Raw genomic sequence first — 24,664 nt, 5'->3', positions numbered from 1 at the left:
TGCCATGGGACCTATTCTTTCATTGCCTGGCAATTCGGGCAGTAATAGCAGTCTCGTTCCATCCCGGTTTTCTGCCCGGCAAGCTTGAATACCGCCACGCTCCTCCCGCAGCGCAGGCAGGGCTTCGCGGCGCGGCCGTAGACCCATAACGGCTCTCTGGTGCGTGGATCCCCGGTGGTGACACGGCGGCCGCGGTCCTTATTTAGCTGCAGGAGACGATGGGACATCGAGATGACTGCGGGCAGGTTCTCGACCTCGCCCACGGGGGCCAGCGGATGAACCCTGGTGAGGAACAGCACCTCGCAGCGGTAGATGTTGCCGATTCCGGCCAACAGGCGCTGGTCCAGCAGCGCCTCTCCGATGACCCGCTCGGGATCGGCGAGCAGGTTCCGGGCGGCAAGCTCGGGATCCCAGTTGTCCCCAAGCAGGTCCGGTCCGAGGTGGCCGACCAGCCCCTGCTCCTCGGCGGTGGGCACCAGCTGGAGCTGGGCGATATCAAACCCGACGGCCGTCCAGGGAACGGTATGCAGGGTTACACGGGCGGTATGCGCCGGACGCTTCCAGCGTTCCGCCGGCGCGTAGAGGTCCCACCGGCCATCCATCAGCAAATGGGAATGCAAGGTCAACGGTGCCTGGCCGCTGCCTTCGGGTGGGCTCAAGCGCATCAGCAGGTGCTTGCCGCGCGGCCGAACCTCGTGAACGGTGTAACCCGCCAGGTCGGTGGTGGCCAGCTGAGGCACCCGGAAGTCGCTGCGGATCAGCCGCTGGCCGGCCAACGCCTGGTGCAGCCGTGCGGTGGCACGGTATACCGAATCGCCTTCGGGCATGGGACTCCTTCGTTTTGTCGACTACCGGCGGAACCGGATGCCCTGCGGAGTTGAATAGAATCCCGCCGTGAGCAGCGGTGCCGCCAGCGGGTTGGAACTGACGGCTTGGCCATTAACCGTTGCGATGGCGATCTTGTCGATCTTCGCGGCCCGCAAGACCGCCACCAATTCGGTGGCGAGGAGCTGCCAGGCCGCTTCTTCGTGCTCCCCGAAGGTCAGGACCGTGCGGCCACCGCGTTCAAGGTAGAGGCTCAGCGATCCGTCGAGCAGGCCGACCACGGCTCCTGCCTTGCGCCCCGGGCGGTGCCCGGTGTCGCCGACCGGCCAGGGCAGTGCCGCGCCGTAGGGATTGGCTGGATCGGTCGAGGCCAGCACGGTTGCGGCTGGTTTGCGGCGTGGGTCCTCGGGCAAGGAGAAGCCGCGCAACCGGTCGATGGTGTTGGAGGTGGAGAATTGGGCGGCGCCGAGCTTTTCAACAAAGTAGCCGCGGCGGGCGTGGCCGGCTTCCTCCAACTTGGTCAGGACCCGGTAGAGCTGGCCGAAACCTCCGGGGACGGATTCGGCGGCGACCGAGCCACGGGTGAGCACCCCGTAGCGTTCGAGCAATACCTCGGCGGTGGCATGCGCGGTGATAGTCGGGTCGCTGACCGGGACCGGGAGCAGGGACCATCTGGCCCCGCCGCGAATGGAGCGGGCAGACTGCCCTGCTTGCTCGCGGGCCAAGCGGTTCAGGCCCGAAAGCCTGTTCAGCCGGGCGGCGCGGGCTCGCGGAGCCGGTTTGGCGATCTTGTGCGCGGTGCTGCCGCCGGCAAGGTAGCCGCGCACCGGGGCGAGGGTGTCAGGCGAAATAAGCCCCGCCCAGAACAGGTTCCAGCAGGAGTCGGTGACTTCCTGGGTCGTCGGCGGAGTCTCGTCCTCCGACTCGATGCGCGCGGCGAGCTCCTCGGTGAAGTAGGCGCCGGTGCTTTGGAAAGAATCGAGTACCTTCAGATCCAGTGCGGTCAGGTCGCTGGGGTCCCCGCCGGAGAGGGTCAGTCCGGCATGTTCGGTGGTGTGCAAGGAGAGCCAACCATCCTTGCCGCCGGCGGCGCCCGCGCCGCAGATCAGCACGTCGCCGGAACTGGTCAGTTCGTCGAGCCAGGCGCTCTGGTAATCGCGCAGCCGGGCCGGGAGGATGAAGGATTCGAGGGCGGAGGCGGGCAGCTCGGAACCGGCCAGCTGGCCGATCACCTCGTAGAGCCCGTCGCTGCCCAACAGCTGGGAACCGACCTGTTGCCAGGCCGGCAGGAACCGCGCGTAGGTGGCCTGGTCGACGGGTTCCACCTCGGCGCGCAAGGCCGCCAGGGACCGGGTGCGGATGGTGCGCAGGACCGACACGTCGCTGAACTCGTCTCCGGAAATGCCTTCCGGGACCAGTTCCAGCGGTCGGAAGGCGCCGAGCGACAACCGTCCGGCGGCAACCAGCCTGTCCAGCACCGGACGCAGCAGGGCAACTCCCAGGCCCAGCGTGGCTGCCAGCTCGGTGGCGGTGAATGGCGTGTGTGTGCGTGCGTAGCGCGAGACGAGGTCTTCGACCGGTTGCGCTGCGGGTTCCAGAAACGCTGCCGGGATCCCGGTGGGCAAGGGCGTGCCCAAGGCGTCGCGAAGCTTTGCGGCGTCTTCGATGGCCGCATAGCTCAGCTCGCCACCCAAGCGCAGCGTGAAGGCGCGGCGGGTCGCGACCAGCGCTTCGGCGTGCGCTCGGGCGGCCGGCTCATCGAGCTGTTCAGCTTCGTTCTCCGGGTGGCGCAGGCGCCGGGCAAGTTCCGGTGCGGTGAGCGGGCCGAGCAAACGCAGCAGATCCGCGGCGCCCTCCAAGCCGGCGAACCGGCGGTTCTCCGCCAGATGCTGCAGTTGCTCACCGAGCTGCGCGATCACTTGGGCGTCGAGGACCTCGCGCACATCGTTGCGGCCAAGCAATTCGCCCAGCAGCACCGGGTCCAGGCTCAGCGCCGCGGCCCGGCGCTCGGCCAACGGAGCATCCGACTCGTAGAGGAATTGGGCCACATAGCCAAAGAGCAAGGATTGCGCGAACGGGGAAGGAAGCTCTGTCTGCACTTCAACCAGGCGGATGGCCCGCGAGGAGACCTGGGAGAGGATTTCGCTCAGCGCCGGCAGGTCATAAACATCATTCAGGCACTCGCGCACGGTCTCCAAGATAATCGGGAAGTCCGGGTAGTTGCGTGCCACATCCAGCAGCTGGCTCGCCCGCTGGCGCTGCTGCCACAGCGGGGTGCGCTTGGTCGGGTTGATCCGCGGCAGCAGCAGCGCACGGGCGGCGCACTCGCGGAAGCGGGCGGCGAACAGCGCCGAGTTGGCTACCTGCGAGGTGACCACGTCGAGGATTTCATCGGCTTCGAAGGCAAAGAGCTCGGCTCCGGGAGGTTCGTCGTCCATCGCGGGGATGCGCAGCACGATCCCGTCGTCCGCGGCCATCGCGGAGGCATCCAACCCCCAGCGTTCACGCACCCGGGCCCCGATGGCCAAGGCCCACGGGGCATGGACCGAAAGCCCGAAGGGAGAATGCAGGATCACCCGCCAGTCGCCGAGCTCGTCGTGGAATCTTTCGATCACGAAGTTCTGGTGGTTGGGCACCTGGCCGGTGGCGCGGCGCTGCTCGCCCAGATAGTTCAGCAGGTTCTGCGCAGCGTAGGGATCCAGGCCTCCGGACTCTAGCCTTGCCGCGGCGCTGCCGCGTTCCTCGGCGAGCAGACCGGTAGTGAATTTTCCTAATTCGGCGCCGAGCTCAACGGGGCGTCCCAGCCCGTCTCCGTGCCAGAAAGGCAATTTGCCCGGCTGCCCGAAGGCGGGGGTGACCAGCACCCGGTCGTGGGTGATGTTCTCGATGCGCCAGCTGGTGGCACCGAGCGCAAAGACATCCCCGACGCGGGACTCGTAGACCATTTCCTCGTCGAGCTCACCCACGCGCTTGGGCGCCTTGTCATCCTCGGACCCTGCCAGAAATACCCCGAAGAGGCCCCGGTCCGGGATGGTTCCGCCCGAAATCACCGCAAGGCGTTGCGCACCGGGGCGGGCGGTGAGGGTACCGGCGTCGCGGTCCCAGATGAGCCTGGGTTTGAGCGTGGCGAACTCATCGGAGGGGTACTTGCCCGAGAGCATATCCAAGGTGGCCAGGTATACGCTGCGCGGAAGCTTCTGGTAGGGAGCCGCCCGGCGGACGGTATCGAACCAGGCCTCAACGCTCAGCTCCTCCATCGCCACCGCTGCCAGGGTTTGCTGGGCGAGCACATCCAGCGGGTTGGCGGGGATGGACATCTTCTCGATGGCGCCCGCGCGCATCCGCGTGACCACCAAGGCGGTGGAGAGCAGGTCCGCGCGGTGCTTCGGGAAGAAAATGCCTTTGGACACCGAACCGACCTGGTGCCCCGCGCGGCCTACCCGCTGCAGCCCGGAAGACACCGAATTGGGGGACTCCACCTGGATGACCAGGTCAACGAGTCCCATATCGATACCGAGTTCCAAGGAGCTGGTGGCGACGACCGCGCGCAGGCGGCCGAGCTTCAAATCCTCTTCGATTTGGGCGCGGGAATCCTTGGAGACCGAACCGTGGTGCGCCCGGGCCAAAAGCGGCGCCTGCGGGTCGCTGGGCGCGCTGGATCCGGCTTGGGCCATCATCGCCGCCGGGCTGGAGCTTGCGGTATTCTCGGCGGCGAAGCCTTCGCGTTCGGCGTAGATTTCGTTCAGCCGCCCGGTGAGCCTTTCGGCCAGCCGACGCGAGTTGGCGAAGATGATCGTCGAGTGGTTCGCCAAGACCAGATCCACCAGCTGGTTTTCCACATGCGGCCAGATGCTTGCGCCGGCCGTTGGCGAAGATCCGGGGCCCAAATCGTGGGCGCCCGCCGCCGAGGGCAGATCGGTCATATCCTCTACCGGGACTCGCACCGCCAGTTCCCATTTCTTGGTGGAAATGGGACGCACAATATTTGCCGGGGCCGAACCGGCCAGGAAGCGGGCTACCTCTTCGGCAGGTTCCACGGTGGCCGACAGCCCAATGCGTTGGGCCGGGGCGGGCAGCAGTGCATCGAGGCGTTCAAGGGACAACGCCAGATGGGTGCCGCGTTTGGAACTGGCGATGGCGTGGACCTCATCGATGATGATGGTGTGCACCGTGGCCAGGGTTTGCCTCGCCTGGCTGGTCAACATGAGGTACAGGGATTCGGGCGTGGTGATCAGGATATCCGGCGGGTTCTTCAGTAGCTGACGGCGCACATTGGGGGCAGTGTCTCCCGAGCGCACGCCCACCGAAACCGAGGGCTGGGAGATGCCCAGTTGATGGGCGGTGGCGCGGATTCCGGCTAGTGGGGAGCGCAGGTTGCGTTCGACGTCCACGCCCAGCGCCTTCAACGGGGATATGTAGAGCACCTTGGTGCCGCTGCCCGAGCCTTGGGTCTTCTCCGGCTCGAGACCCGGAAGGGCCGGTTTGGGGATTTCGGCCTGATGGAGCCGGTCCAGCGCCCAGAGGAAGGCTGCGAGGGTCTTGCCCGAACCGGTGGGGGCGATCACCAGCGTATGGTGCCCGCTGGAGATCGAATCCCAGGCGCCTTGCTGGGCCGCGGTTGGTTCGGTGAACACGTCAGTGAACCACTGGCGGGTCGCGGCACCGAACCGGGAAAGAATCTCACTCATATCTTCGATCTTAGGGGTGCGAACCGACTAAGCGAGGCCTTCTGGTATCCGAATTGAACTGAATCGGGCTGCTGCCAGGGGCGCTATTCACTCTGTCTGCCCCATAGCGTGACGCACATGCTCAGCTTCGACATATTGGGTTGCGTTTCTTCGCTGTTGGGAGAAGTAATAAAGCAGGACCGAAGAAACTTCGGTTCCACTTTAGGCGTGGCGCCACGTCCTGAATCAGTAGGGCAGGCATTTAGCTCTCGTTTACCGATGATGCTAAGCAACTCAGCACCGTCTCTAGGCTCAACTTATCTCTGTGGTGTCCGGTTCGTTCTGAAAATTTCGACACCCCGTACTTAAGTATGATCTACAAGTATTTCGGCATTGACTATGCTCAATATAGCAAATCGTCAGGAGTAAGCAGGTCTTCTGTTCGGTGAGCTTTCCCTTGGAGGGCACGGTACCCCTCGGTTTAGGCTACAGGCAACGCAGGAGAAAAATGCTGAAATTTTTTGGACTAACCAAGGATGACGCAGATGATGGAACATTGCCCATCTGGCAGGGTGCAAACAAGAAAAAACGGGTAATCTACTTTTCAGTTTCCCTAGTTCTGGCGATAGCTGTCTTTTTTGTAACGTCATGGTTGCTCGCAGAAGTGCAACCAAAAGACTTCACCAAATATATCCCCGGCATGTTTGCAACGGGACTGCTCTTGTTTTCTACCGTGGTATCTGAACGCTCACTGCTGCGTGCTAAAGAAGGGCCCGCGCGAAACGAAGACGAGCAGTAAATAGATAAGGCAACGTCCTTTTGTTTATATTTTGGAGAATGTGTGTCGATGTTTAAAAAGCGCGTTGTGATGCTTTGCTCGGGGGTTCTCGTAGGAACTCTTCTAGTAGCAGCACCAAGCAGTGCTCTTGCGGCTGAAAGCCCTAACGTACCTTCAGTCGCTGTCGGGCAGCCCAAGTCGGTGGCGCTCGATCTGACTTCAAACCGGTTCGAAGATTGCCCTACGACAAATATTGAGGCCCCGAAAGCTAGCAAGCTCGGCGATAATCTAGGTCCCGGAATCACGGAAGAATTTGATACGGCAACACTCGTGGTTATCAACAAGTCGCGGATCGCCGCGGGCGAACCGGCTTTCGGAGTAAATGTCAAAGCTATGCGTTATTTCGATTCTGGACGGATCGTAACCCTGAGCGCTAAAGGCACGATCATTGAGGAAGTCGCTCCTGCCTATTCCAATACTCAAAACCTTGTTTCTTCCACAATTGCCCAACCAGCCGGTTGGCTTCATCCTGAAGTCAAGCGAATAATCACCGCTTGTCTGGGTGTTGGCTCGCATGGTGCTGCAACTTTTGAGCTGTTCCTTCAAGAACTAGCTACTCCTAAAAACGCTGCAAAGTTCGTCATTCGTCGCCTTGGTGTGTTGGGAGCGATCAGCTGTGCCGGCGGCATTATTTGGGAATACCTATAAACCACTTAGGGTAAAAATTTCTTCCCTACCACTGAACAAAAGCCTGGAACACCTATGCTCATGGTGCTCCAGGCTTTTGCCTTGACTGCCTTAAGTGCAGCGTTAGTCCTCAGGCCAACCGCCCTGGACAGCTCGCGAAAAGAGCTGTCGTGCCGCTGGAGCCGCTCCAGCGCCCAGAGGAAGGCTGCGAGGGTCTCGCCCGAACCGGGAAAGAATCTCACTCAGATCTTCGATCTTAGGGGTGCGAACCGACTAAGCGAGGCCTTGCGGCCTCCAAAGCCGAACTGAATTGCGCTGCTGCCAGGGGCGCTATTCGCTCTGCCATCCTCTGCTGCCCGGCCGGCGGTTGACCTGACACCCAGTCGCAAACGCGGCTTGCTGCGCCAACTCGTTTGGCCCTAGCCATCGAATTTGAGGCTCACGTCGAGCCGCTTCGAGCGGTCGAATCCAATCGAATATTTGAACGTTAAAGAATGCGGTCGGCTGAGCTTTTGTCGGGTTTCCGTGTTGCGGGCCGCCGATTCCGGCCAAAAATCGGTGATTCTTGGCACATTCGAGTGCTTGGAATGAGAGCTGAATCGCTCCACCTTGTAGTGCCCATCACCCTGCTGCCCCCATGTTTCGGCACTTTAACTGTCGTTCTGCCTTCGGCACCGGCAACAGGCAGGCAAATTGGCGGTTCGAATTAGTTCCCTAGAATTTTCTCTGGCCGAGAATTTGCTGCTGATCAAGTGCAAGGGCCGAGCCGAGTGAAAGAGGCAGCTCCGCAAAGCCGAACTGACCGAACGTATCCGCGACCCCGCGGCCAAGCTGAGCGAAGGAACAAGATGACCTGGAATGGAGCCGGACCCTGGTCCGGACGCGATGACGGTCCCGGGGTGCAGAACGCACGCTGGCACAACAGCATCAAGCCGTGGCAGGCAGGCGCGGGAGCCGGTGCCGCGCTGCTGGGCTTCGCCAGCGACGAGGGCGTGCGCCGCAACCAGGGCCGCACCGGGGCCAAGACCGGCCCCGCGGCGCTGCGCGCGGCGTTGTCTTCCATCTCTGTCCAGGAACCGGCCACGCTCTTCGACGCCGGCGACGTGGTGGTCGAAGGCCAAGAGCTTGAAGCGGGCCAGGAAGAATTCGCGGAAGCGCTGGCCGGCCTGTTGCGCGACGGCCAATTCACCGTGGGGCTGGGCGGCGGACACGAGATCACCTTCGCGTCCTATGCCGGCATCGCCAAGGCTCTGGGTGCCGCCGGTCCGTGGAGCCTGGGCTGCCTGAATATCGACGCGCACTTCGATTTGCGCGTCGCGCAGGCGGCTACCTCGGGCACCGGGTTTGCGCAGATCGCCGCGGCCGAGGCGGCCGCAGGCCGTCAATTCCGCTACGCCGCGGTGGGCATTTCCGAGGCGTCCAACACCAAGCTGCTCTTCGACCGCGCGCAGGACCTCGGTGTGCAGGTGCTGCTCGACACTGAATGCCATCTGGGCAATCTGGACGCGGTGCGGGAATTTGTAACCGGCTTCGCCGGCACGGTGGACCACCTGTACCTGACCATCGATCTGGACGCCTTGCCCGCGTCCGTGGCGCCGGGGGTGAGCGCGCCGGCCGGCTACGGCATAGGCCTGGAGGTAGTGCGTGCCATCGTGCTGGCGGCGGCGGCCAGCGGCAAGCTGCTTCACGCGGACATCGCCGAATTGAATCCCGACTTCGACATCGACCAGCGCACCGCCCGCACCGGTGCCCGCCTGGTCCACGACCTCATCATGAGCAAAGGCTAAAAGCTATATGGATATACAACTTGACCTGGTGCAGACCTCGGCTCTGGCAATGATCTTGCTGGCCGGCGGCGAATGGGCGCGGCGCAGGATTGGCTTCCTGCAGCGCTTCTGCATCCCGGCCCCCGTGGTCGGCGGCTTCTTGTTCGCGCTGCTGGTGCTAGCGCTGCGTCAGACCGACCTCGCGCAGATCCAGCTCGATACCACGCTGCAGACTCCCGCCATGGTCGCGTTCTTCACGACCATCGGCCTGGCCGGTTCGCTGGCCACCATCAAAAGGGGCGGCAAGCTGCTGCTCATCTACCTGGTGGCCTGCTGGTCGCTGGCGATCATGCAGAACGTGATCGGGATGGGGATGGCCAAAGCCGTCGGTATCGAGCCGATGCTCGGCATCATGGCCGGGGCGGTAGGCCTCGAGGGCGGGCACGGCAACGCCGCGGCCTTCGGCCCGACCGCCGAGGCCATGGGTTTCGAGGGTGCGACCACGGTGGCGATTGCCTCGGCAACCTTCGGCCTGGTGGCCGGCAGCATGCTCGGCGGCATGACCGCCAGCTTCCTGGTGGCTCGGCATAACGTGCAGATCCCCGAAAAGGCCGGACTGCTGGGCAAGATGGCGGTAGCCGGGGCCGTGGCCAAGAACATGGTGACCGGTGCCAATGCCGCCGGAGGCAAGGATGGCGCGGCTGCGGTGGCCACCGACCGGCGGACCGAGGACGCCAACGCCCAGGGCGAAGGATTCCAATACAACCGGCTGCTGACCGTCCTGGTGGTCATTGCCGCACTCATGGTTGCCGGCACGGTGCTCGGCGGCTGGCTTTCGGAGATCACCGGCCTGACCCTTCCCGCCTATGTGGGCGCGATGATTGTTGCGGTGATCTTCCGCAACGTCAATGACAAGCTGGGCTGGTTCAAGATCAGCGACGAAGCGGTCGAGCTGGTCGCGAAGTTCACCCTCGGTTTCTTCCTGACCCTGGCGATGATGAGCCTGAAGATGTGGGAGCTCGCCTCGCTGGCCGGCCCCCTGCTGCTCATCCTGGTGGTGCAGGTGCTGTTCATTCTGGTGTTCGCCGTCTTGGTGGTCTTCCGGATGCTCGGCAAGGACTACGACGCGGCCACCATGGTCGCCGGCTTCATCGGCCACGGCATGGGCGCCGCACCCAACGCGCTGGCCAATATGGATGCCTTCAACTCCAAGTTCGGCGTCCGCTCCGAGCGGGCGTTCCTGATCGTGCCGCTGGCCGGCGCCGTGCTGATCGATATGGTGGCGCTGCCCTGGATCGTGTGGTGCATGAACCTGGTCGGCTAGCCGAGCCCGGGGAGCCAACCCGCCGGTCACCGACCGGCGGGTTGCGGTCTTTGCGCCTCGAAAAATCGACCTCTGTTGCCGGTTTCGCCCGGCCTTGCCGAATGGACTGCTGGCCACCCGGAATCTTGCGGCAACCGTTGGGGCTGCGCCAGCTGGGGGTGTCCCAACTCTAGGTCCCGAGCGCTGCCACCGGTCTACACGTGGTGGTACTTGCCTCCGGCGAGGATGTCTTGGGCGCGGTAGAGCTGTTCGGTGAGGATCAGCCGCACCAGCTGGTGGGGGAAGACCAGCTTGGACAGCGACCAGGCGAAGTTCGCGCGCTGGTGGACCGAGGTGTCCACTCCGTAGGCGCCGCCGATGACGATGACGACATTGCGTGCGGAATCGATCGGAGCGCGAAGCGTGTCCGCCAGCGTGGGGGAGTCCACGTTCTTGCCGCGTTCGTCCAGGAGCACCACGAAGTCATCGGCGGAGATCTTCGCCAGGATCCGTGCCGATTCCTCGGTGCGTGCCGCGTCGTTCTCGCGTGATGAATGGTTCAGCAGCTGCCAGGACAAATCGAAGGGCTTCTTCAGGCGTTTTGCGTAGCGGGAGATTCCCTCGTCCACCCAGGACTCGTGCTTCTTGCCAATGGCTAAAACCTTGATCGTCATGTGACTATTCTTCCGCATGAGCCGGCATCGCCGGTGCGCCCGGCTGGCCACTACGATGGAAGTCATGAGATCTTCCTGGTATTTCCGTCAAGGCCAACGGCCCCGCGGCACGCAGATCCTGTGGATCATCTTTGGCCTCGTGGTTGCCATGTTCTACTTCACTCGCCGGGTGCTGGTCTCGCTGCATGTGGGAGGCTGGGCCAAAGACTTGGATGAGCCGGCATACCGCTGGGCCTTGGAGCATCAGGTCCCCGCGTGGCAGTCCCTCGCCGAGCTGCTGTACTTCTGGGGTTCCACCCCGGGAATGACGCTGATCATGCTGGTGCTGACCGGGCTGCTGTGCTGGTTCACGCGCAGCGTTTGGCCGTTGGCGGCGGTCGCCTTCACGGCGCTGGTCTCGGTGCTGCTGACGGTGCTGCTGAAGGCGAATCTTCGGGTGCCGCGCCCGCAAGGGATCCCAGGCGGACCCGCGCCGCCCGAATCATTTTCGTTTCCCAGCGGGCATACGCTGAACGCGATGGCGTTGATCGGCATCGCCAGCTATCTGGCCATCGTCTACGGACTGCGCCGCTACGCCTACCTGATCGCTATCCTGGCCGGACTGTTTATTCTCGCCATGGGTGCCTCGCGCATCTACCTTGGGCATCATTGGGTTTCGGACGTGGTGGTGGGGCTGCTCATCGGGGCGGCCTGGGCTGCGGTGGTAGCGATCCTGCATTTCTACTTCGTGCCCCGCCGGCCGGGGGTTAGCCGCCCATCACGCGGATCGGCGAACCCTTAGCCCAGGCGCGGATGTTCTCCACCGAGTCCCGGTAGAACATTTCGAACTGTTCGGCGGTCACGTAGCCGATATGCGGGGTGGCGATCAGCCCGCGCGTGCGGGTGAGCTGGTCAAGCACCGGCAACGGTTCCACATCGAATACGTCCACGGCCGCCAGCCGCAGCAGCTGGTTCTCCAAGGCGGCGATCAGCGCCGGGGTTTCTACAATGCGGCTGCGCGAGGTATTCACCAAGATCGCTTCGGGCTTCATCCAGGACAGCTGCTTGGCGGAGACCACCCCGGTGCTGCGCGCGGAGAGCTTCAAGTGGATGGTGAGCACGTCGCTGGTGGCGAAGAGCTCGGCTTCGGAGACCAGCTCGACGCCCACCTCGGTGGCCCGGGCCTTGGTCAGATTCTGGCTGTAGGCGATCACCCGCATGCCGAAGGCCAAGCCGACCTTGGCCACCCGCGAGCCGAGATTCCCCAAGCCGTACACGCCCAGGGTTTTGCCGGCCAGCCCGATGCCGAAGGACGACTGCCAGGGCGCGGATTCGGTGCGCGGCGAGTCGGTGGAGAACAGCTCCACGTCGAGCCGGCGGGCGGCGGCGAGAATCAGCGCCCAGGTGTGCTCCACCGCGTCGGTCGGCACGTACCCGGTATGGGTAACGAGAACATCGTGCGCCGCGGCAGCATCCAGGTCGATCGATCCATTGCGCCGGCCGGTGGAAACCAGCAGCTTCAGGTTGGGCAGCCGCTGGAAGCGGGCATCGGTGAAGGGTGTGCGCTCGCGCATCGCCACGATGGCATCAAAGGGTTCCAACGCCGTGCAGACGGCGCTGTCCTCGTGGCCTAGGTGCTCGTTGAATACGGTCAATTCGGCGTTCAGCTCGGCCGCGAGCTCGTCGAATTCCGCGAAGTCGCGAGCCGCGTTCTGATAGTCGTCCAAGATAGCAATGCGCATGCCTTCATCATATGCGTGGGCGGGCTTTGGCACCGCAGCTTTGAGCCAATGAGTCGGCCGCGCGGGGCCGGTGGGACAGGCGAAGACACAAAGAAGGTGGCGTCCGCATTGGATTATGCGGACGCCACCAGCAGCTGCTGCAGATTACTCGGTGACCTCGAAGGAGAGCTCCTCGGTGAAGGAGCGGCCGTGGACATCGGTGGCGCTGACCGTGGCGGTGTGTTCTCCCACCGGCAATCCCGTGGGCAGTTCCAGACGCCACAGGTGGTTGGTCTTCTCGGCCAGCCCGCCACCGTGGACGAACTGTTCGGCGATGGCCACCGGATCGGAGTATTCGGCGCCCATCAGTGGACGTTCCCCCGCCATCTGCTGGGTGCGGGTGGCCGGCGAAGCTTCTTCGCCATCCAGGGTGACCTCCACGCTCGAACCGGTGCTGCCCATCCAGAAGTTCGTGGTCAGCCAGGTCTCTGCGGAGAGCTCGGCGCGGCTCACGGACAGGGGATTTTCAAGCGGGGGGACCGTGCCGCGCGGCTGGTCGAGGTTTTGTGCGTACCATTCGCGGTAGGCCGGGGTGTTCAGGCCCAAGGCCATCTGCTTGGTCTCGTCGCCGCCGGTGACGGTGAAGCGTTCGGTGATGACGTCATTCTTGATATCGAGGGTCAGTACACCCGGAGGGGTGCCATCACGCTGAATGGACGTGGGGTATCCGCTGTCGGTGACTCGGCCCGCGTACCACTGCCCGGAGACCGCCGGGACCGTCAGGTGGGTGAAGGGCAGTCCCTCCGCCCCAACCTCGTCACGCCATCCGTCCAGCAGATCCCCGGCACGCAGGTTCTCGGACATGTGGGTGTGCCCGCCCAGCGACACGACTTCGCGGCCCTCAAGGATCTCGTAGATTTCCTTGACCTGCTTGGTGGTGTGCGAATCGCTGTAGAAGAATTCCAGCAGCGGGCTGTGCCCGGCCAGCACGATGGCCTTGTTCTTGGGAACCTTGGCGATATCCGCGCGCAGCCATTGGAGCTGCCGCTCGCCCAGATCATAGGTGTAGTCGCTCTTCTTGGCGGGAACTTTCGTGGGGTACGCGATGGTGCTCAGCGCGACCACGTGCGCCTTGCCAGCGTCATAGGAGTAGTACTCCGGACCGAATTGGGCGCGGTAGCTGTCGAATTCGTGCTCGCCGTCCAGGGCGTCAAAGTCCATGTCGTGGTTGCCCGGAAGGAAGCGTGCCGGCCCGTTGAGCATGGAGGTCAGCTCTCGGGTCTGTGCGAACAAGGACAGGTCATCTTCGACCAAGTCGCCAATGAACAGCGCCCCGCATCCGGTGTAATCGGTGCGCTCGGCCAGATCGGTGAAGACGCCGTTGCGGGCGAATTCAACTTCTTCCTGGTCGTAGGTCTGCACGTCCGCGCCGATGAGGCAGCTCTGCTCCGGGGACTGGGTGGCGGAGCTGCGGGTCAGCGGGAAGTTGACGGCTTGCGGCAGCGGGCCGGTGGGCTCGATTCCGCCGTATTTCAACTCCGGTGAACCTTCCGAAAGGTGGGTGTAGGAGAACTGGGCGACGTTGTTTTCATCAACCGGCACCTGGTAGCCGCGCGGTTGGGTGACGAACATGGTCATATTCTCGAAGGACGGCAATTCGTAGCGTCCCTGGCCGTCCGTGGTGGTCACCTCGCGTCCGTTGGAGACGGCGACCCCTGGCCTGCCCGGCTCGTTGGAGTCATGCTTGGAGTTTTGGTTGCTGTCCTCGAACACCACACCATTGATGGTGTTCGGGGTTACAGCCTGGTCTTGGGTGGGGGTGGGAATCGTTTCGACGGTGCCGCGGTAGGCGCTGGATTCCCAGGTGGCGCCGGATGTATTAGCCGGTTCAGGAATAGGGGAGGAATTCGCTGCGGTAAGGGCAACCGAGGTTGCAACGACGACCAGAGCGCCTGCGGTGAGTCGTACGGGGGTGATGCGATTGGTTTTGCCGGGTCGAGCGAATGATTTCACGAACGTTCCTCCGGGGTGGTGACCATCTGCCGGACCTTTGGCCGGCCAGAGCCAACGTTGCCAGCCGGAGGTAAATAGCAAGCCCTGCTGAGGTAATCTCGAATAATCGATCTCGTTAAAACTAACTCGGTGTCTTGGGCTTATTTAACGTGTTCATGCGTCGAATACTAGGAGTCAGAAGTGGATTTAGCGCATGCCCTGCTGGCCGGACGGCGCGGGCGACGCCTGCTGTGGGAATTTGCGCTGGCCGGCGAAGAGCAGACGCTGCCTGCCTTTGATGAGCATCCGCTGCGTTCGGGAATGTTCCATGCCGCTTATCAGGTAGAAGCATGCCGCGGTGATTCCGTGGTCATGTTCGGGCCGGGAGCCGAGGTGGGACGCGGGATCAAAGTCGGTTTGGAAGAGCTTGCCGAACTCTTGAATGCCACCGAGCTAGTTGCGGTGACCGACATGCTCCTGAAGGCGGCGCTGGAACGCTCAGTCGATGCTGCCAGATACTGGCAGGAACCGGATGGCGAAGACACGCTGTTGGCCGCGCCGGTGCTCGCGGAGCCGCTGCAACGAATCGCTGGACACATTGCGGACTCCGGCAATGCGCAATGGTGGTGTGCGCCCGTTGATCTGCGCTCACAGTTTCACGTGGAATTTGATCAACTAGATCCCAGCGCTTCGGTGACACTCGCAGACTGCAGCGTGGCCAACGAACTCAAGCGCTGGAAGGAACTGCTGATCTTGACCGAGGAGCGTTCTGCCGCCGAAGAGCCGACACCGGCCAGCGCAAACCTCAGCGGCGATTGGTGGTCCATGCCCAGCATGAACCTCGTGGCCACCAGCGGAATTTTCGCCGACAGACAGCCTGTGGGCTTGAGCTGCGTCGAAGACGGTTTCGGCTGGGAACAAGCGGTGACCCGAGCGGCGAGCGTGCCGCCCTCGGCGCGGATCCTGGAGCTCTCTCATGGTGCCGATTGGGTTCGGCTGTGCCGCAAATACGGCATCGAGGTCACCGCGGGCAAACGCCACGACTGGTATCGAACCACCGGCCGCGACGGCTCCTGGGTGATGCCCGACTGGTCGCTGGTCGCGCAGCACTACGACGGCGTGCATCTGAGCGTGGCCGGATATCTGGGCCTTGCCGGAGAATGCCTTGAAGTAGACGAAAATTTCGCCAGCGCGATCGCCGGATGGGACCCGGATAAGACCTATTGGTTCACCGATGAAATCAGATTCTATGCGGAACCCGTGAATTGGAGCTGCCTGGATGCAAACAGCGAGGCGCGCCGTTGGGTTTGCACGACGGGACAATAGAATTCATGAGCAGGTCACGGGCGCAGCTGAACGGCCGGAAATCTGGTGCAATGGAAGCTATGACTGAAGCGAAATCCGAAAACCTGGCCGCTGCTACCGAGATCCTGCTGCAATTGCGCTGGTCGGATCAGGACGCATTGGGGCATGTGAACAATGCCCGCATCGTCACGCTGATGGAAGAGGCACGCATTCGCTGGACTCGTGAAGACGGCAAAACCGGCCGCTTCGAATTCGGCACGGTCGTCGCCTCGATCCAGGTCGACTACCTGCGCCCGCTCTACTACCAGCCGGAAATGCTGATCCGCATGGGGATTACCCGCATCGGGACCAAATCCTTCAGCGTACGCGGGATCGGCTATCAGGAGGGTCATCCGGTCTTCGACTCGACAACGGTGATGGTGCCTTTGGCCGCGGATGGCAAGTCCTCCAGGGCCCTGAGCGAATTCGAACGGGTTTGGCTTGAAAACTCAGTGATTGACTCGCACGCCTAAGCCCTACCCAGCGTAAATGAGCAGTGGCCCCAAGTGAATCTACTGATTCTCTTGGGGCCACTGGCCGGTGTTGGCGCGAACCGCTACTTTGCGGGGTCCTGCGCGGCGTACTCATCCAAGACCTTCTTGCCAATCTTGAACGCGACATTCGCTGCCGGGACCGAACAGTAGATGGCGCACTGCAGGAAGACTTCCTTGATTTCCTCGGAAGTCATTCCGTTGCGCAGGGCGGCATGCACATGCATTTCAAGCTCTTCCCAGTAACCGCCGGCAATCATGGCGGTCAGCGTGATGGCGCTGCGCGTGGTGCGCGGCAGGCCGTCACGGGTCCAGATGGTGCCCCAGGCGTAGCGGGTGATCATTTCCTGGAATTCGTCGGTGAACTCGTTCGAATTCTGGGTGGAGCGGTCCACGTGCTCGTTGCCGAGTACTTCGCGGCGAACCTCCATTCCCGCGTCGTAGGCATCGCCGGGCAGTCGTTGTGAATCAGGCATATCAGCGGCTCTCTTAATTAATTGGCCAAGAAGAACTCAGCCAGCAAGGCTGCGGTCTCTTCGGGTGCTTCGGCCGGGGCCATGTGACCTGCGGAATCGATGACCGCCATGGTTCCGTGGGGTGCATTTTCGGCGATGAACTGAGCGTCCGCTGGAGGGCAGACCTGGTCCTGTGCGCCGTTGACGGCGATGATCGGATCGGTGGTTGCGATCAGCTGTTCGCGCACGTCGAAACCGGCCAGCGCGCCGCAGGCGTGTGCGTAGGCAAAGCGGTCCGCGTCCTGCAGGCTGTGCAGCAGGTCGGTGGAGATCACCGGCTCCTTCTCGATGAATCCGGGTGCGAACCAGCGTTCGGCGGACCCGGCGACCATGGTCGGGGTTCCGGCTTTGGCCACCAGTTCGGCACGTTCGGTCCAGCCCTCGGGGGTGCCGATCTTCGCTGCGGAGCAGATGGAAGACAGTGCGTTGAAGTAACCCGGGTAGTCCACGGCCAGTTGCAGCGCGGTGGCGCCGCCGAGTGACACACCGGCGTAGTACAGCTTGCTGCCTTCGGCGATAATGCCATCGGCACGCAGTGCTTCGACTACCTTGGTGACACCGGTGGCCAGCTCAGACAGGGAGAATGCTTCGGTGGATGGCTTGCTTTCGCCATGCCCCGGAAGGTCCCAGGCGATGACCTGGAACTTTTCCTTGAGGTAAGGCAATGCCGGGGCCCACAGCGGCAGGACGGCGGTGCCCAGCGACGGGCCAACGATGAGGGTGGGAAGTTCCTTGTTGGTGTGCAACAGGGAGGGGGTTAATTGTGGGACTGCCATAGTTCCTTCCGTGCCGAGTATTCGGCGAGTACGGTTTCGGTGAAACGATCCGCGGCACCGAGGTAGCCGGCGGGATCTAGTAATTCGAAGAGGTCTTGGTCGCTCAGATCATGCATTGGTATTTCCAAGCGCAATAGCTCGCGCAGGGAAATATCATCCTCCAGGCTGCGGCGCACCAGCGCCTGGATGGCGGGCTTGCCGCCGGAGACCAACGGAGCCAGAACGGTAGCGAGGCGTTCGGAGAGCACCGCATCCCCGCCCAGGGCGAGGTTCCGCTCGATGGCTGGAAGATTTACGATGAGCCCGTTGGCGAGGGAAGACCCATGGAACGCTGCGCCCGAAGCCAACCGGGCCAGTTCGCGCAGTGCGTTCCATTCGGAGTGCCAGCCGCCATCCGGACGTTCATCTACGGCGGTGCCGGCAGCGGTGAACAGCGTGGAGAGCAAACCGGGGGAGCTGAACGCAGCATTGCGCAGCAGTATCGAACGTACCGGATTCTGCTTTTGCGGCATGGCCGAGGACCCGCCCTTGCCGGCTTCGCGTGGTTCGGACAGCTCGCCGATTTCCGGCCGGGAGGCGGTAAGCACATCTGCGCCGAAGGTCCCCAGCGCGGCAATGGTTGCGGCCAGTGCTGAACCGATCTGCACAATGGGCATCCGGTTGGTGTGCCACGGGGTGCCCGGATCAGACAAGCCCATCAAGCGCGCCAAATCCGTGCCCAGTTGCTGGCTGGTCGCTGGTGCCCCGGTTCGGCTCGACAGGAACTGCTCGAGGGAAGCGAGGGTTCCCACTGCGCCGCCCCACTGCAGGGACAGCTGCTTCGATGCGGATTCCAGCTGCTGCTCGGCGCTGAGCACTGCCGACAACCAGCTGGCCGCCTTCCAGCCGAAGGTGGTTGGCAGCGCGTGCTGGGTCAGCGAGCGGGCAATGCAGATAGTCCCGCGATTGGCCTGCGCCAGGTGAGCCAGTCCCTGCGCGGCACGGCGCAAATCTGCCAACGTCTGGCCGGCAGTCTTGGACAGAACCAGCATCAAGGCGGTGTCGATGATGTCTTGGCTGGTGGCCCCGCGGTGCAATGAGGCACTTGCAGATTTTGGCGCACCATCGGCGTGGAGCAACTCGCGCATCATGCCCAAGAGCGGGATCAAGGCATTGGCTCCATCAGGAGTTTTGGAAGCCAGCAAGGCCAGATCGTAGCGCTCTACCTTGGATACCGCCCGAACGGCCTGCGCGTCTTGGCCGGTGCACAGGCCTGCTTCAGCCTGGACTTGCACCCAACCGGCCTCAACATCCAGCATGGCCTGGACGAAAGCGGCATCGCTGGCCAGTGCCGCCACTGCGGTCCCGGCCCATGCGGGGGAGAGCACGCCGTAATCTGCGCCGTCCATTCGTTTCCTCGCTTCTTCTCTGCAAGGGCGCCTGCCCCTGCTCTAGAACTCTAGTGCCCTGCAACGGGCAAAACCCCGCGGGGTGCCCCGGCGCCCGTAACACTTCGGGCGCCGGGGCGAACCAGCGGGGTGTCGGCTAAGCCTTAGTTTTCGCGCGGGTAGGAGAGGAACACCGTTTCCAGATCTCCTTGCAGGCGAATATCAAAACGTAACGAACCATCTTCTTCGCGGGTTGCGATCAGCGTCTGGCGCTGTTCGTCATCCAGCGCGGCGAGCAGCGGATCGCTGGCCAGCGCCGCGGTGTCCTCGGGCAGGTAGATGCGGGTGAACAACCGGTTCAGCAGGCCGCGGGCGAAAACCGTGAGCACGATGAACGGCGCCTTGCCGGCCTCGGTGGCGCCCGGGTTCAGCGTGGTGAAGGTGTAGTGTCCGACGTTGTCCACCGCGGTGCGGCCCCAGCCGGTGAAAGTGTAGCCGTCGCGAACCAGCGAGCCGTCCTTGGAGACCACGTTTCCGTGCTCATCGGCCTGCCAGATTTCCAGCAGTGCGTCCGGGATGACCTCGCCCTTGCCGTCGGTGATGACCCCGTGCAAGCGGACGGAATTCGGGTTGGCCTGGTTGACCAGCTCGTTGTCGTTTTCGTATTGAAGCGCGTAGCCGTAGAACGGGCCGATGGTCTGTCCCGGGGTGGGGGCTAGCTTGAGTTCTGGTGCTTGAGACATTTAGTGATCTCCCTCTTCGTCTTCCATCCAGGTCCGGTTGGACCCGGTGAGCACGATGTCCCAGTTGTATCCGGTGGCCCATTCGTGGCTGGTGATCGAGTGGTCGTAGCTGGCGACCAGGCGGTCGCGGGCGTCCTTGTCCGTGATGGCCTGGTAGATCGGGTCCAGGCTGAAGAGCGGATCGCCCGGGAAGTACATCTGCGTGATCATGCGCTGGGTGAAGTCGGTGCCGAAGAGCGAGAAGTGGATGTGCGCCGGGCGCCAGGCATTGTGGTGGTTCTTCCACGGGTACGGTGCCGGCTTGATGGTGGTGAAGGAGTATTCGCCATTGGGTCCGGTGATCGCCCGGCCCACGCCGGTGAAGTTCGGGTCGATCGGGGCAGGGTGCTGGTCGCGCTTGTGGATGTAGCGTCCGGCGGCGTTGGCCTGCCAGATCTCCACCAGCTGGCCCGCGACCGGGCGGCCGTCGCCGTCGAGCACGCGGCCGGCCACCACGATGCGCTCGCCGATAGGCTCGCCGTTGTGCTGGATGGTCAGATCCGATTCCAGGGCGTGCACGTCGCGCTCGCCGAAGGCAGGGGAGTACAGCTCGATGGTCTCGGGATCCACGTGGTGCAGGTTCTTCGTGGGGTGGCGCAGCAGCGAGGAGCGGTAGGGGGCGAAGTCGATGCGCGGCTGCGTCTCGGCCTTCTTGCCCTCGACCACCGACTGGCGGTAGGCCGCATGGATGTCGGTGATTTCCTGGCTGATGGCTTCCTGCGAGAGTGTCGTGGCTGCGGGGTCCAGCACGTGCGAATCGTTGAACGTCTCGTTCGCTGTGGTTTCTGTGCTCACTGCGTGCTCCTTTCGATGGGGCGTAATGGTGTGGTGGAGAAAAAGCGGGGTGCAGGCTAGGCGTGGGGCCAGCCGGTATAGGACTCGGCCAGGTATTGCTGTCCGTAGCGCGAGGAGGTGACGGTTTCCAGCTCGCCCAAGGCGCGCCGGGCCATGAACGGGTCGCCGCCAACCGGGGTGTGCAGCATGGAGGTCATCCAGTAGGAGAAGTTCTGCGCCTTCCAGACGCGTTTGAGCGCCAGCTCCGAATAGCCGCCCAGCAACTTGTCGCTGCCGGTGGAGAAGTAGGAATCCAGCGCTTCGAAGAGGACCTTCACATCGGCAAAGGCGAGGTTCAAGCCCTTGGCCCCGGTGGGCGGCACGGTATGTCCTGCGTCGCCGATCAAGAACATGCGGCCGTGGGAGAGCGGTTCGCGCACGAAGGAGCGGAACTTCAGCACGGTTTTGTCGAAGATGTTCCCGGTCTTAAGAGTGAACCCGTCCGGCCCATCGACGCGGCGCTGCAGCTCGGACCAGATCCGGTCATCGCTCCAGGTGTTGACGTCCTCGTTGGGATCGCACTGGAAGTACATGCGCTGGACGGTCTCGGACCGTTGGGAGATCAGCGCGAAGCCATGCGGGGAGTTGGCATAGATGAGCTCCGGTGCGCTCTTGGGGGCCTCGGTGAGGATGCCGAACCAGGCGAAGGGGTATTCGACCTTGAAGTCCTTGCGCACAGTTTCCGGCATCTGGCGCCGGGCGAAGGAGCGTGAGCCGTCGGCCCCGACGATCACCTCCGCATGCACCTCGAAGAGGCTGCCCTGCGCATCGGTGAAGCGGAACTTCGGGGTGGAGGTCTCCACATCCAGGATCTCGGTGACTTCGCAGGAGTACCGCACGTCTCCGGCGTCGCGCTGGCGGGCCGCAGCGAGGTCAACAAAGACCTCGTTCTGCGCATACAGGGTGACGGTGGCATCGACCAGGTCGCGGAAGTCCAGCGGGTGGGATTCGCCGTTGAAGCGCAGGTCGATGCCGGCGTGCTCGTCGCCGTGGGTGAGCACGCGTCCATCCACGCCGGACTCGGTGAGCATCTTGACCGCTTGGGCTTCGAGGATGCCGGCGCGGTGGGTGTTGCGGATGGTCTCGTGGTCGCGCATTTCCACGACGAGGTTGTCGATGCCCGACTTGGAAAGCAGGTGCGAAAGCATCAGGCCTGCGGGGCCGCCGCCGATAATGCCGACCTTGGTCTTGATGATCCTACGACTCTGAACCATGGGAACCTGCCTATCTGTGCGGGACCATCGGCATCGAATTTCGGCGGCGCTGCCGGAATCCCTGTGCGTGGTCGAGGAGGTGGAACTTCCTCAAGGATGCGGTGGAATCTTCCGGCCAAGCATCAGTCGTCTCATTGAACGAGAAAACTTGGTCTTTGGTTACGCCGGCTCATTTCGAGATTGCCACGAACGGCTTTGCGCCTCGGCAAGACGGTTGGGCCGGCAACGGCGCGCATCGCCGAGATAGCCTAGGGCGGGGTCGAAGAATCCCGGGTAGGTGGCACTTGTATTCACCATCCGTGGTCCGTGAATTATTCTGTCCCCGGCCCCAAGGCGCGGGAAATGCCGCGTGCCGCGGTCCGCAGCGCCATGACGGCCGAGGGCAGCAGATCGGAGCCCCTCGGAACCACCACGGAGAGCACGGCCAGTGCGTGGCCACGGGCATCGAGGATCGGTGCGGCGGCGCCGGTGGACTCGGGGTCGATGAACCCGTCGAAGGTTGCGAACCCATTGCGCCGGATCTCCGCCAGCTCGTGGCGCAGCTTCGGGTGCCGGGACAGCATGGCCTCTGAGTGGCGTTCCAGATAGCTCTCCAGCACATCTGCGGGGGAGTAGGCCAGTAACGCCATGCCCATGGAGGTCAGATGCACCGGCATCCGCCCGGCCACATTGGCCTGGTTGACCACGGAGCCGGGTCGGGAGAGCCGCTCGATCACCAGAACGTCATCCTCGTGCAGTACCGCCAGCTGGGTATTCTGTCCCACCAGCTGGTTGATGTCCTCCATGAAGGGCAGGGCCGCTTGGCGCAGGGTCAGCGTGGAAGCGCTGCGGTTAGCCAGCTCCCAGAGCCGCAGCCCCAGGCGCACTTGGCCGTCAGGGTCGCGGGCCAGCAGGCCATGGGTGACCATATTTTCCAGCAACCGGTAGGTGGTTGCCCGGGGCACATCCGCCCGGCGGGCCAGCGCGTTGACGGTCAGCGTCGGATTTTGCGCGTCAAAGGAATCGAGGATCCGCACCAAACGGTCCAACATTGAATCCCCGCTGGGCGAATTGGCCATGGATCTACTCTAAACCAGCGGTCCGCGCGGTGCTTCGCGATGACCCGACAGTCCGCTAGGTCATGGCCCGGCGCTGCCGGCAATCTCCGAAGCCTGCGCAGGGTCAGCGAGATCTTGCTCGGCGTGAAATGCGTGCCAGCTGTTGGCGGCATGCCGCAATGAATGCCGAATGAACAAAATGTTCACTATTCAGCCATCGTTCCCGTTGGGGCGCTACCGTATCGGGGACAGAGATCCCAAGCGCGGCGGCGAATACCAGGCCGTATCCTGCGAGCATTTCGCGGAGCGCCGGGTGGCTATGGCCTACGACGAGCATGGCGAGTTTGCGGGATCGGTCGGCAATATCGCCGTGCCTCATGCTGAAATTGATAAGTCGGCCGGCTAGCACTCGATCGGAGTGGAGTTCAGCGCCCAGTAAAGGCTACGCGGGCCTGGGTCGGTATGCTCGACGCTAGTGCAAGCAGCTATGCAAACGGGGGCTCTGCTCCACTAGTGGGACCGAGATTTGCGGCCCCCTCGGCCCGATTTTCTGCCGGCGCCGGGCCGGATGTCTATTGAAATGACTCTTGAATGGGACTTCGGCAACTGCTAAAGTTCATACTACGAACAGAAGTTCACAGTGTGAACAAAGCGCAGCGATGGAGCAGTGGATACATGCAGCAGGCATACCTTTACGACGCAATCCGTACCCCGTTCGGCAAGATCGGCGGAGCCCTTTCCTCCCACCGCCCGGACGATCTCGCGGCGCACGTGGTGCGCGAATTGGTGGCCCGTGCCCCAAAGCTTGATACCAACTCCATCGACGAGACGATCTTCGGCAACGCCAACGGCGCCGGCGAAGAAAACCGCAACGTGGCGCGCATGGCCACCCTGCTTGCCGGTCTGCCCACCTCGCTGCCCGGCACCACGATGAACCGCCTGTGCGGCTCCTCCCTGGATGCCTCGATCGCCGCGTCCCGCCAGATCGCCACCGGCGATGCTGACCTCGTGCTGCTCGGCGGCGTCGAGTCGATGAGCCGTGCGCCTTGGGTACTTCCAAAGACCGAGCGTCCCTTCCCGATGAGCAATCTCGAGCTGGCGAACACCACCTTGGGCTGGCGCCTGGTCAATCCGGCCATGCCGGGGCAATGGACCGTCTCGCTGGGTGAAGCCACCGAGCAGCTGCGCGAAAAGCACAGCATCACCCGCGAGGACCAGGATGAATTCTCCGCCCTCTCGCACCAGCAAGCGGCAGCGGCCTGGGACGCTGGCAAGTACGATAATCTGGTCGTTTCGGTGCCGCCGGCGAACAAGCGCGGGACCGAGTTCACCCGTGATGAGACCATTCGCGCGGATTCCACCGCCGAGACCCTGGCCAAGCTGCGCACCGTCTTCCGCACCGGCGAGAACGCCACGGTCACCGCAGGCAACGCCTCGCCGATGAGCGATGGCGCCTCGGCGGCCTTCATCGGCTCGGCGCGCGGCGGCGAGCTGCTGGGCGCCGCCCCGCTGGCCCGCATCGTTTCCAACGGAGCTTCCGCGCTGGATCCGCAGTTCTTCGGCTTCGCGCCGGTGGAGGCCGCGAACAAGGCCCTGGCCAAGGCCGGGCTGAAGTGGTCGGATATCGCCGCCGTGGAGCTGAATGAAGCGTTCGCGGCGCAGTCGCTTGCCTGCATCCGCGCCTGGGATATCGACCCAACCATCGTCAACGCCTGGGGCGGCGCAATCTCCATTGGCCACCCATTGGGCGCCTCGGGTCTGCGCATTCTGGGCACCGTGGCACGTCGCCTGCAGGAAACTGGTGAACGCTATGGCGTGGCAGCGATCTGCATCGGTGTCGGCCAGGGCCTGGCAGTAGTCATCGAGAACGAAAACGCTACCAAGTAGTCCAACTGCTTCGGTCCACGAATCT

The 24,664-nt window shown here is 63.3% G+C and carries 21 protein-coding genes; 9 read left to right on the top strand and 12 right to left on the bottom strand.

Annotated elements, in window-relative coordinates; genetic code table 11:
* Positions 1 to 11: 11 nt before the first annotated feature.
* Positions 12 to 827 (bottom strand): DNA-formamidopyrimidine glycosylase family protein, encoded by an 816-nt coding sequence (locus tag CIK76_RS08815; RefSeq protein ID WP_096285496.1) that lies wholly within the window; start codon positions 825 to 827, stop codon positions 12 to 14.
* Positions 828 to 848: 21 nt separating this feature from the next.
* Complete coding sequence (locus CIK76_RS08810) at positions 849 to 5,513, bottom strand: ATP-dependent helicase (RefSeq protein ID WP_096285494.1); 4,665 nt, start codon at positions 5,511 to 5,513, stop codon at positions 849 to 851.
* A 487-nt stretch (positions 5,514 to 6,000) separates the two neighbouring features.
* On the opposite strand from CIK76_RS08810, the gene CIK76_RS08805 reads away from it, so the two are divergent.
* The 4 genes from CIK76_RS08805 (at position 6,001) to CIK76_RS08785 (ending at position 10,047) form a co-directional block, all read left to right on the top strand.
* A complete protein-coding gene (locus CIK76_RS08805; RefSeq protein ID WP_096285492.1) occupies positions 6,001 to 6,291 on the top strand; it encodes a hypothetical protein in 291 nt (96 codons plus the stop codon).
* Between the two features lie 42 nt (positions 6,292 to 6,333).
* Entirely contained in the window at positions 6,334 to 6,978 is a 645-nt protein-coding gene (locus CIK76_RS08800) for a hypothetical protein (RefSeq protein WP_141393516.1), read from the top strand.
* A gap of 827 nt (positions 6,979 to 7,805) precedes the next feature.
* On the top strand, positions 7,806 to 8,744 hold the full coding sequence (gene hutG / locus CIK76_RS08790) for a formimidoylglutamase (RefSeq protein ID WP_096285486.1): 939 nt from the start codon (positions 7,806 to 7,808) through the stop codon (positions 8,742 to 8,744).
* 7 nt (positions 8,745 to 8,751) lie between these two features.
* Positions 8,752 to 10,047, top strand: a complete 1,296-nt coding sequence (locus CIK76_RS08785; protein ID WP_096285484.1) for a sodium/glutamate symporter — start codon at positions 8,752 to 8,754, stop codon at positions 10,045 to 10,047.
* A 194-nt stretch (positions 10,048 to 10,241) separates the two neighbouring features.
* Here the strand turns inward: CIK76_RS08785 and CIK76_RS08780 are convergent, their stop codons facing one another.
* A complete protein-coding gene (locus CIK76_RS08780; protein ID WP_096285482.1) occupies positions 10,242 to 10,700 on the bottom strand; it encodes a 23S rRNA (pseudouridine(1915)-N(3))-methyltransferase RlmH in 459 nt (152 codons plus the stop codon).
* A gap of 64 nt (positions 10,701 to 10,764) precedes the next feature.
* Here CIK76_RS08780 and CIK76_RS08775 point away from each other — a divergent pair, with 64 nt between their 5' ends.
* The gene (locus CIK76_RS08775) at positions 10,765 to 11,481 is read left to right on the top strand and encodes a phosphatase PAP2 family protein (protein WP_176484145.1); all 717 of its coding nucleotides are present in this window, start codon (positions 10,765 to 10,767) and stop codon (positions 11,479 to 11,481) included.
* Here the strand turns inward: CIK76_RS08775 and CIK76_RS08770 are convergent.
* Together CIK76_RS08770 and CIK76_RS08765 are read right to left on the bottom strand one after the other, a co-directional pair.
* The gene (locus tag CIK76_RS08770; protein ID WP_096285478.1) at positions 11,447 to 12,421 is read right to left on the bottom strand and encodes a D-2-hydroxyacid dehydrogenase family protein; all 975 of its coding nucleotides are present in this window, start codon (positions 12,419 to 12,421) and stop codon (positions 11,447 to 11,449) included. The two genes, CIK76_RS08775 and CIK76_RS08770, sit on opposite strands and share 35 nt — an antisense overlap.
* 144 nt (positions 12,422 to 12,565) lie before the next feature.
* Positions 12,566 to 14,413, bottom strand: coding sequence for a calcineurin-like phosphoesterase family protein (locus CIK76_RS08765; RefSeq protein ID WP_096285476.1), 1,848 nt, complete (start codon positions 14,411 to 14,413; stop codon positions 12,566 to 12,568).
* 180 nt (positions 14,414 to 14,593) lie between these two features.
* Between CIK76_RS08765 and CIK76_RS08760 the strand changes: the two genes are divergently transcribed.
* Positions 14,594 to 15,718, top strand: a complete 1,125-nt coding sequence (locus tag CIK76_RS08760) for a hypothetical protein (RefSeq protein ID WP_096285474.1) — start codon at positions 14,594 to 14,596, stop codon at positions 15,716 to 15,718.
* Positions 15,719 to 15,768: 50 nt separating this feature from the next.
* Positions 15,769 to 16,209: a thioesterase family protein gene (locus tag CIK76_RS08755; RefSeq protein WP_255248404.1), complete on the top strand. Its 441-nt coding sequence runs from the start codon at positions 15,769 to 15,771 to the stop codon at positions 16,207 to 16,209.
* Between the two features lie 83 nt (positions 16,210 to 16,292).
* Here CIK76_RS08755 and pcaC read toward each other — a convergent pair whose 3' ends face one another.
* The 7 genes from pcaC to CIK76_RS08720 form a co-directional block, all read right to left on the bottom strand.
* Positions 16,293 to 16,703, bottom strand: coding sequence for a 4-carboxymuconolactone decarboxylase (pcaC, locus tag CIK76_RS08750; RefSeq protein ID WP_096285469.1), 411 nt, complete (start codon positions 16,701 to 16,703; stop codon positions 16,293 to 16,295).
* A gap of 17 nt (positions 16,704 to 16,720) precedes the next feature.
* A complete protein-coding gene (locus tag CIK76_RS08745) occupies positions 16,721 to 17,518 on the bottom strand; it encodes an alpha/beta fold hydrolase (protein WP_176484144.1) in 798 nt (265 codons plus the stop codon).
* Complete coding sequence (locus CIK76_RS08740) at positions 17,500 to 18,906, bottom strand: lyase family protein (protein ID WP_096285467.1); 1,407 nt, start codon at positions 18,904 to 18,906, stop codon at positions 17,500 to 17,502. Before CIK76_RS08740 ends, CIK76_RS08745 begins: the two co-directional genes overlap by 19 nt.
* Before the next feature lie 143 nt (positions 18,907 to 19,049).
* Positions 19,050 to 19,628 (bottom strand): protocatechuate 3,4-dioxygenase subunit alpha, encoded by a 579-nt coding sequence (pcaG, locus tag CIK76_RS08735; RefSeq protein WP_096285465.1) that lies wholly within the window; start codon positions 19,626 to 19,628, stop codon positions 19,050 to 19,052.
* Positions 19,629 to 20,462, bottom strand: a complete 834-nt coding sequence (pcaH, locus tag CIK76_RS08730; protein ID WP_096285464.1) for a protocatechuate 3,4-dioxygenase subunit beta — start codon at positions 20,460 to 20,462, stop codon at positions 19,629 to 19,631.
* A gap of 56 nt (positions 20,463 to 20,518) precedes the next feature.
* A complete protein-coding gene (locus CIK76_RS08725) occupies positions 20,519 to 21,715 on the bottom strand; it encodes a 4-hydroxybenzoate 3-monooxygenase (protein ID WP_096285463.1) in 1,197 nt (398 codons plus the stop codon).
* 311 nt (positions 21,716 to 22,026) lie between these two features.
* Positions 22,027 to 22,773, bottom strand: coding sequence for an IclR family transcriptional regulator (locus CIK76_RS08720; protein ID WP_096285461.1), 747 nt, complete (start codon positions 22,771 to 22,773; stop codon positions 22,027 to 22,029).
* A gap of 169 nt (positions 22,774 to 22,942) precedes the next feature.
* Here CIK76_RS08720 and CIK76_RS08715 point away from each other — a divergent pair, with 169 nt between their 5' ends.
* Both CIK76_RS08715 and CIK76_RS08710 read left to right on the top strand, forming a co-directional pair.
* Entirely contained in the window at positions 22,943 to 23,158 is a 216-nt protein-coding gene (locus tag CIK76_RS08715; protein ID WP_096285459.1) for a hypothetical protein, read from the top strand.
* Positions 23,159 to 23,427: 269 nt separating this feature from the next.
* Positions 23,428 to 24,639 carry a thiolase family protein gene (locus CIK76_RS08710; RefSeq protein WP_096285457.1) on the top strand — a complete coding sequence of 404 codons (1,212 nt, stop codon included), beginning with the start codon at positions 23,428 to 23,430 and terminating at the stop codon, positions 24,637 to 24,639.
* The last annotated feature ends 25 nt before the right edge of the window (positions 24,640 to 24,664 follow it).

It is taken from the genome of Glutamicibacter sp. BW80, from assembly GCF_002332385.1.
Classification (GTDB): domain Bacteria; phylum Actinomycetota; class Actinomycetes; order Actinomycetales; family Micrococcaceae; genus Glutamicibacter.
The sequence above is the reverse complement of the archived record's forward strand: the minus strand, read 5'-3'. Positions and strand labels throughout refer to the sequence as shown.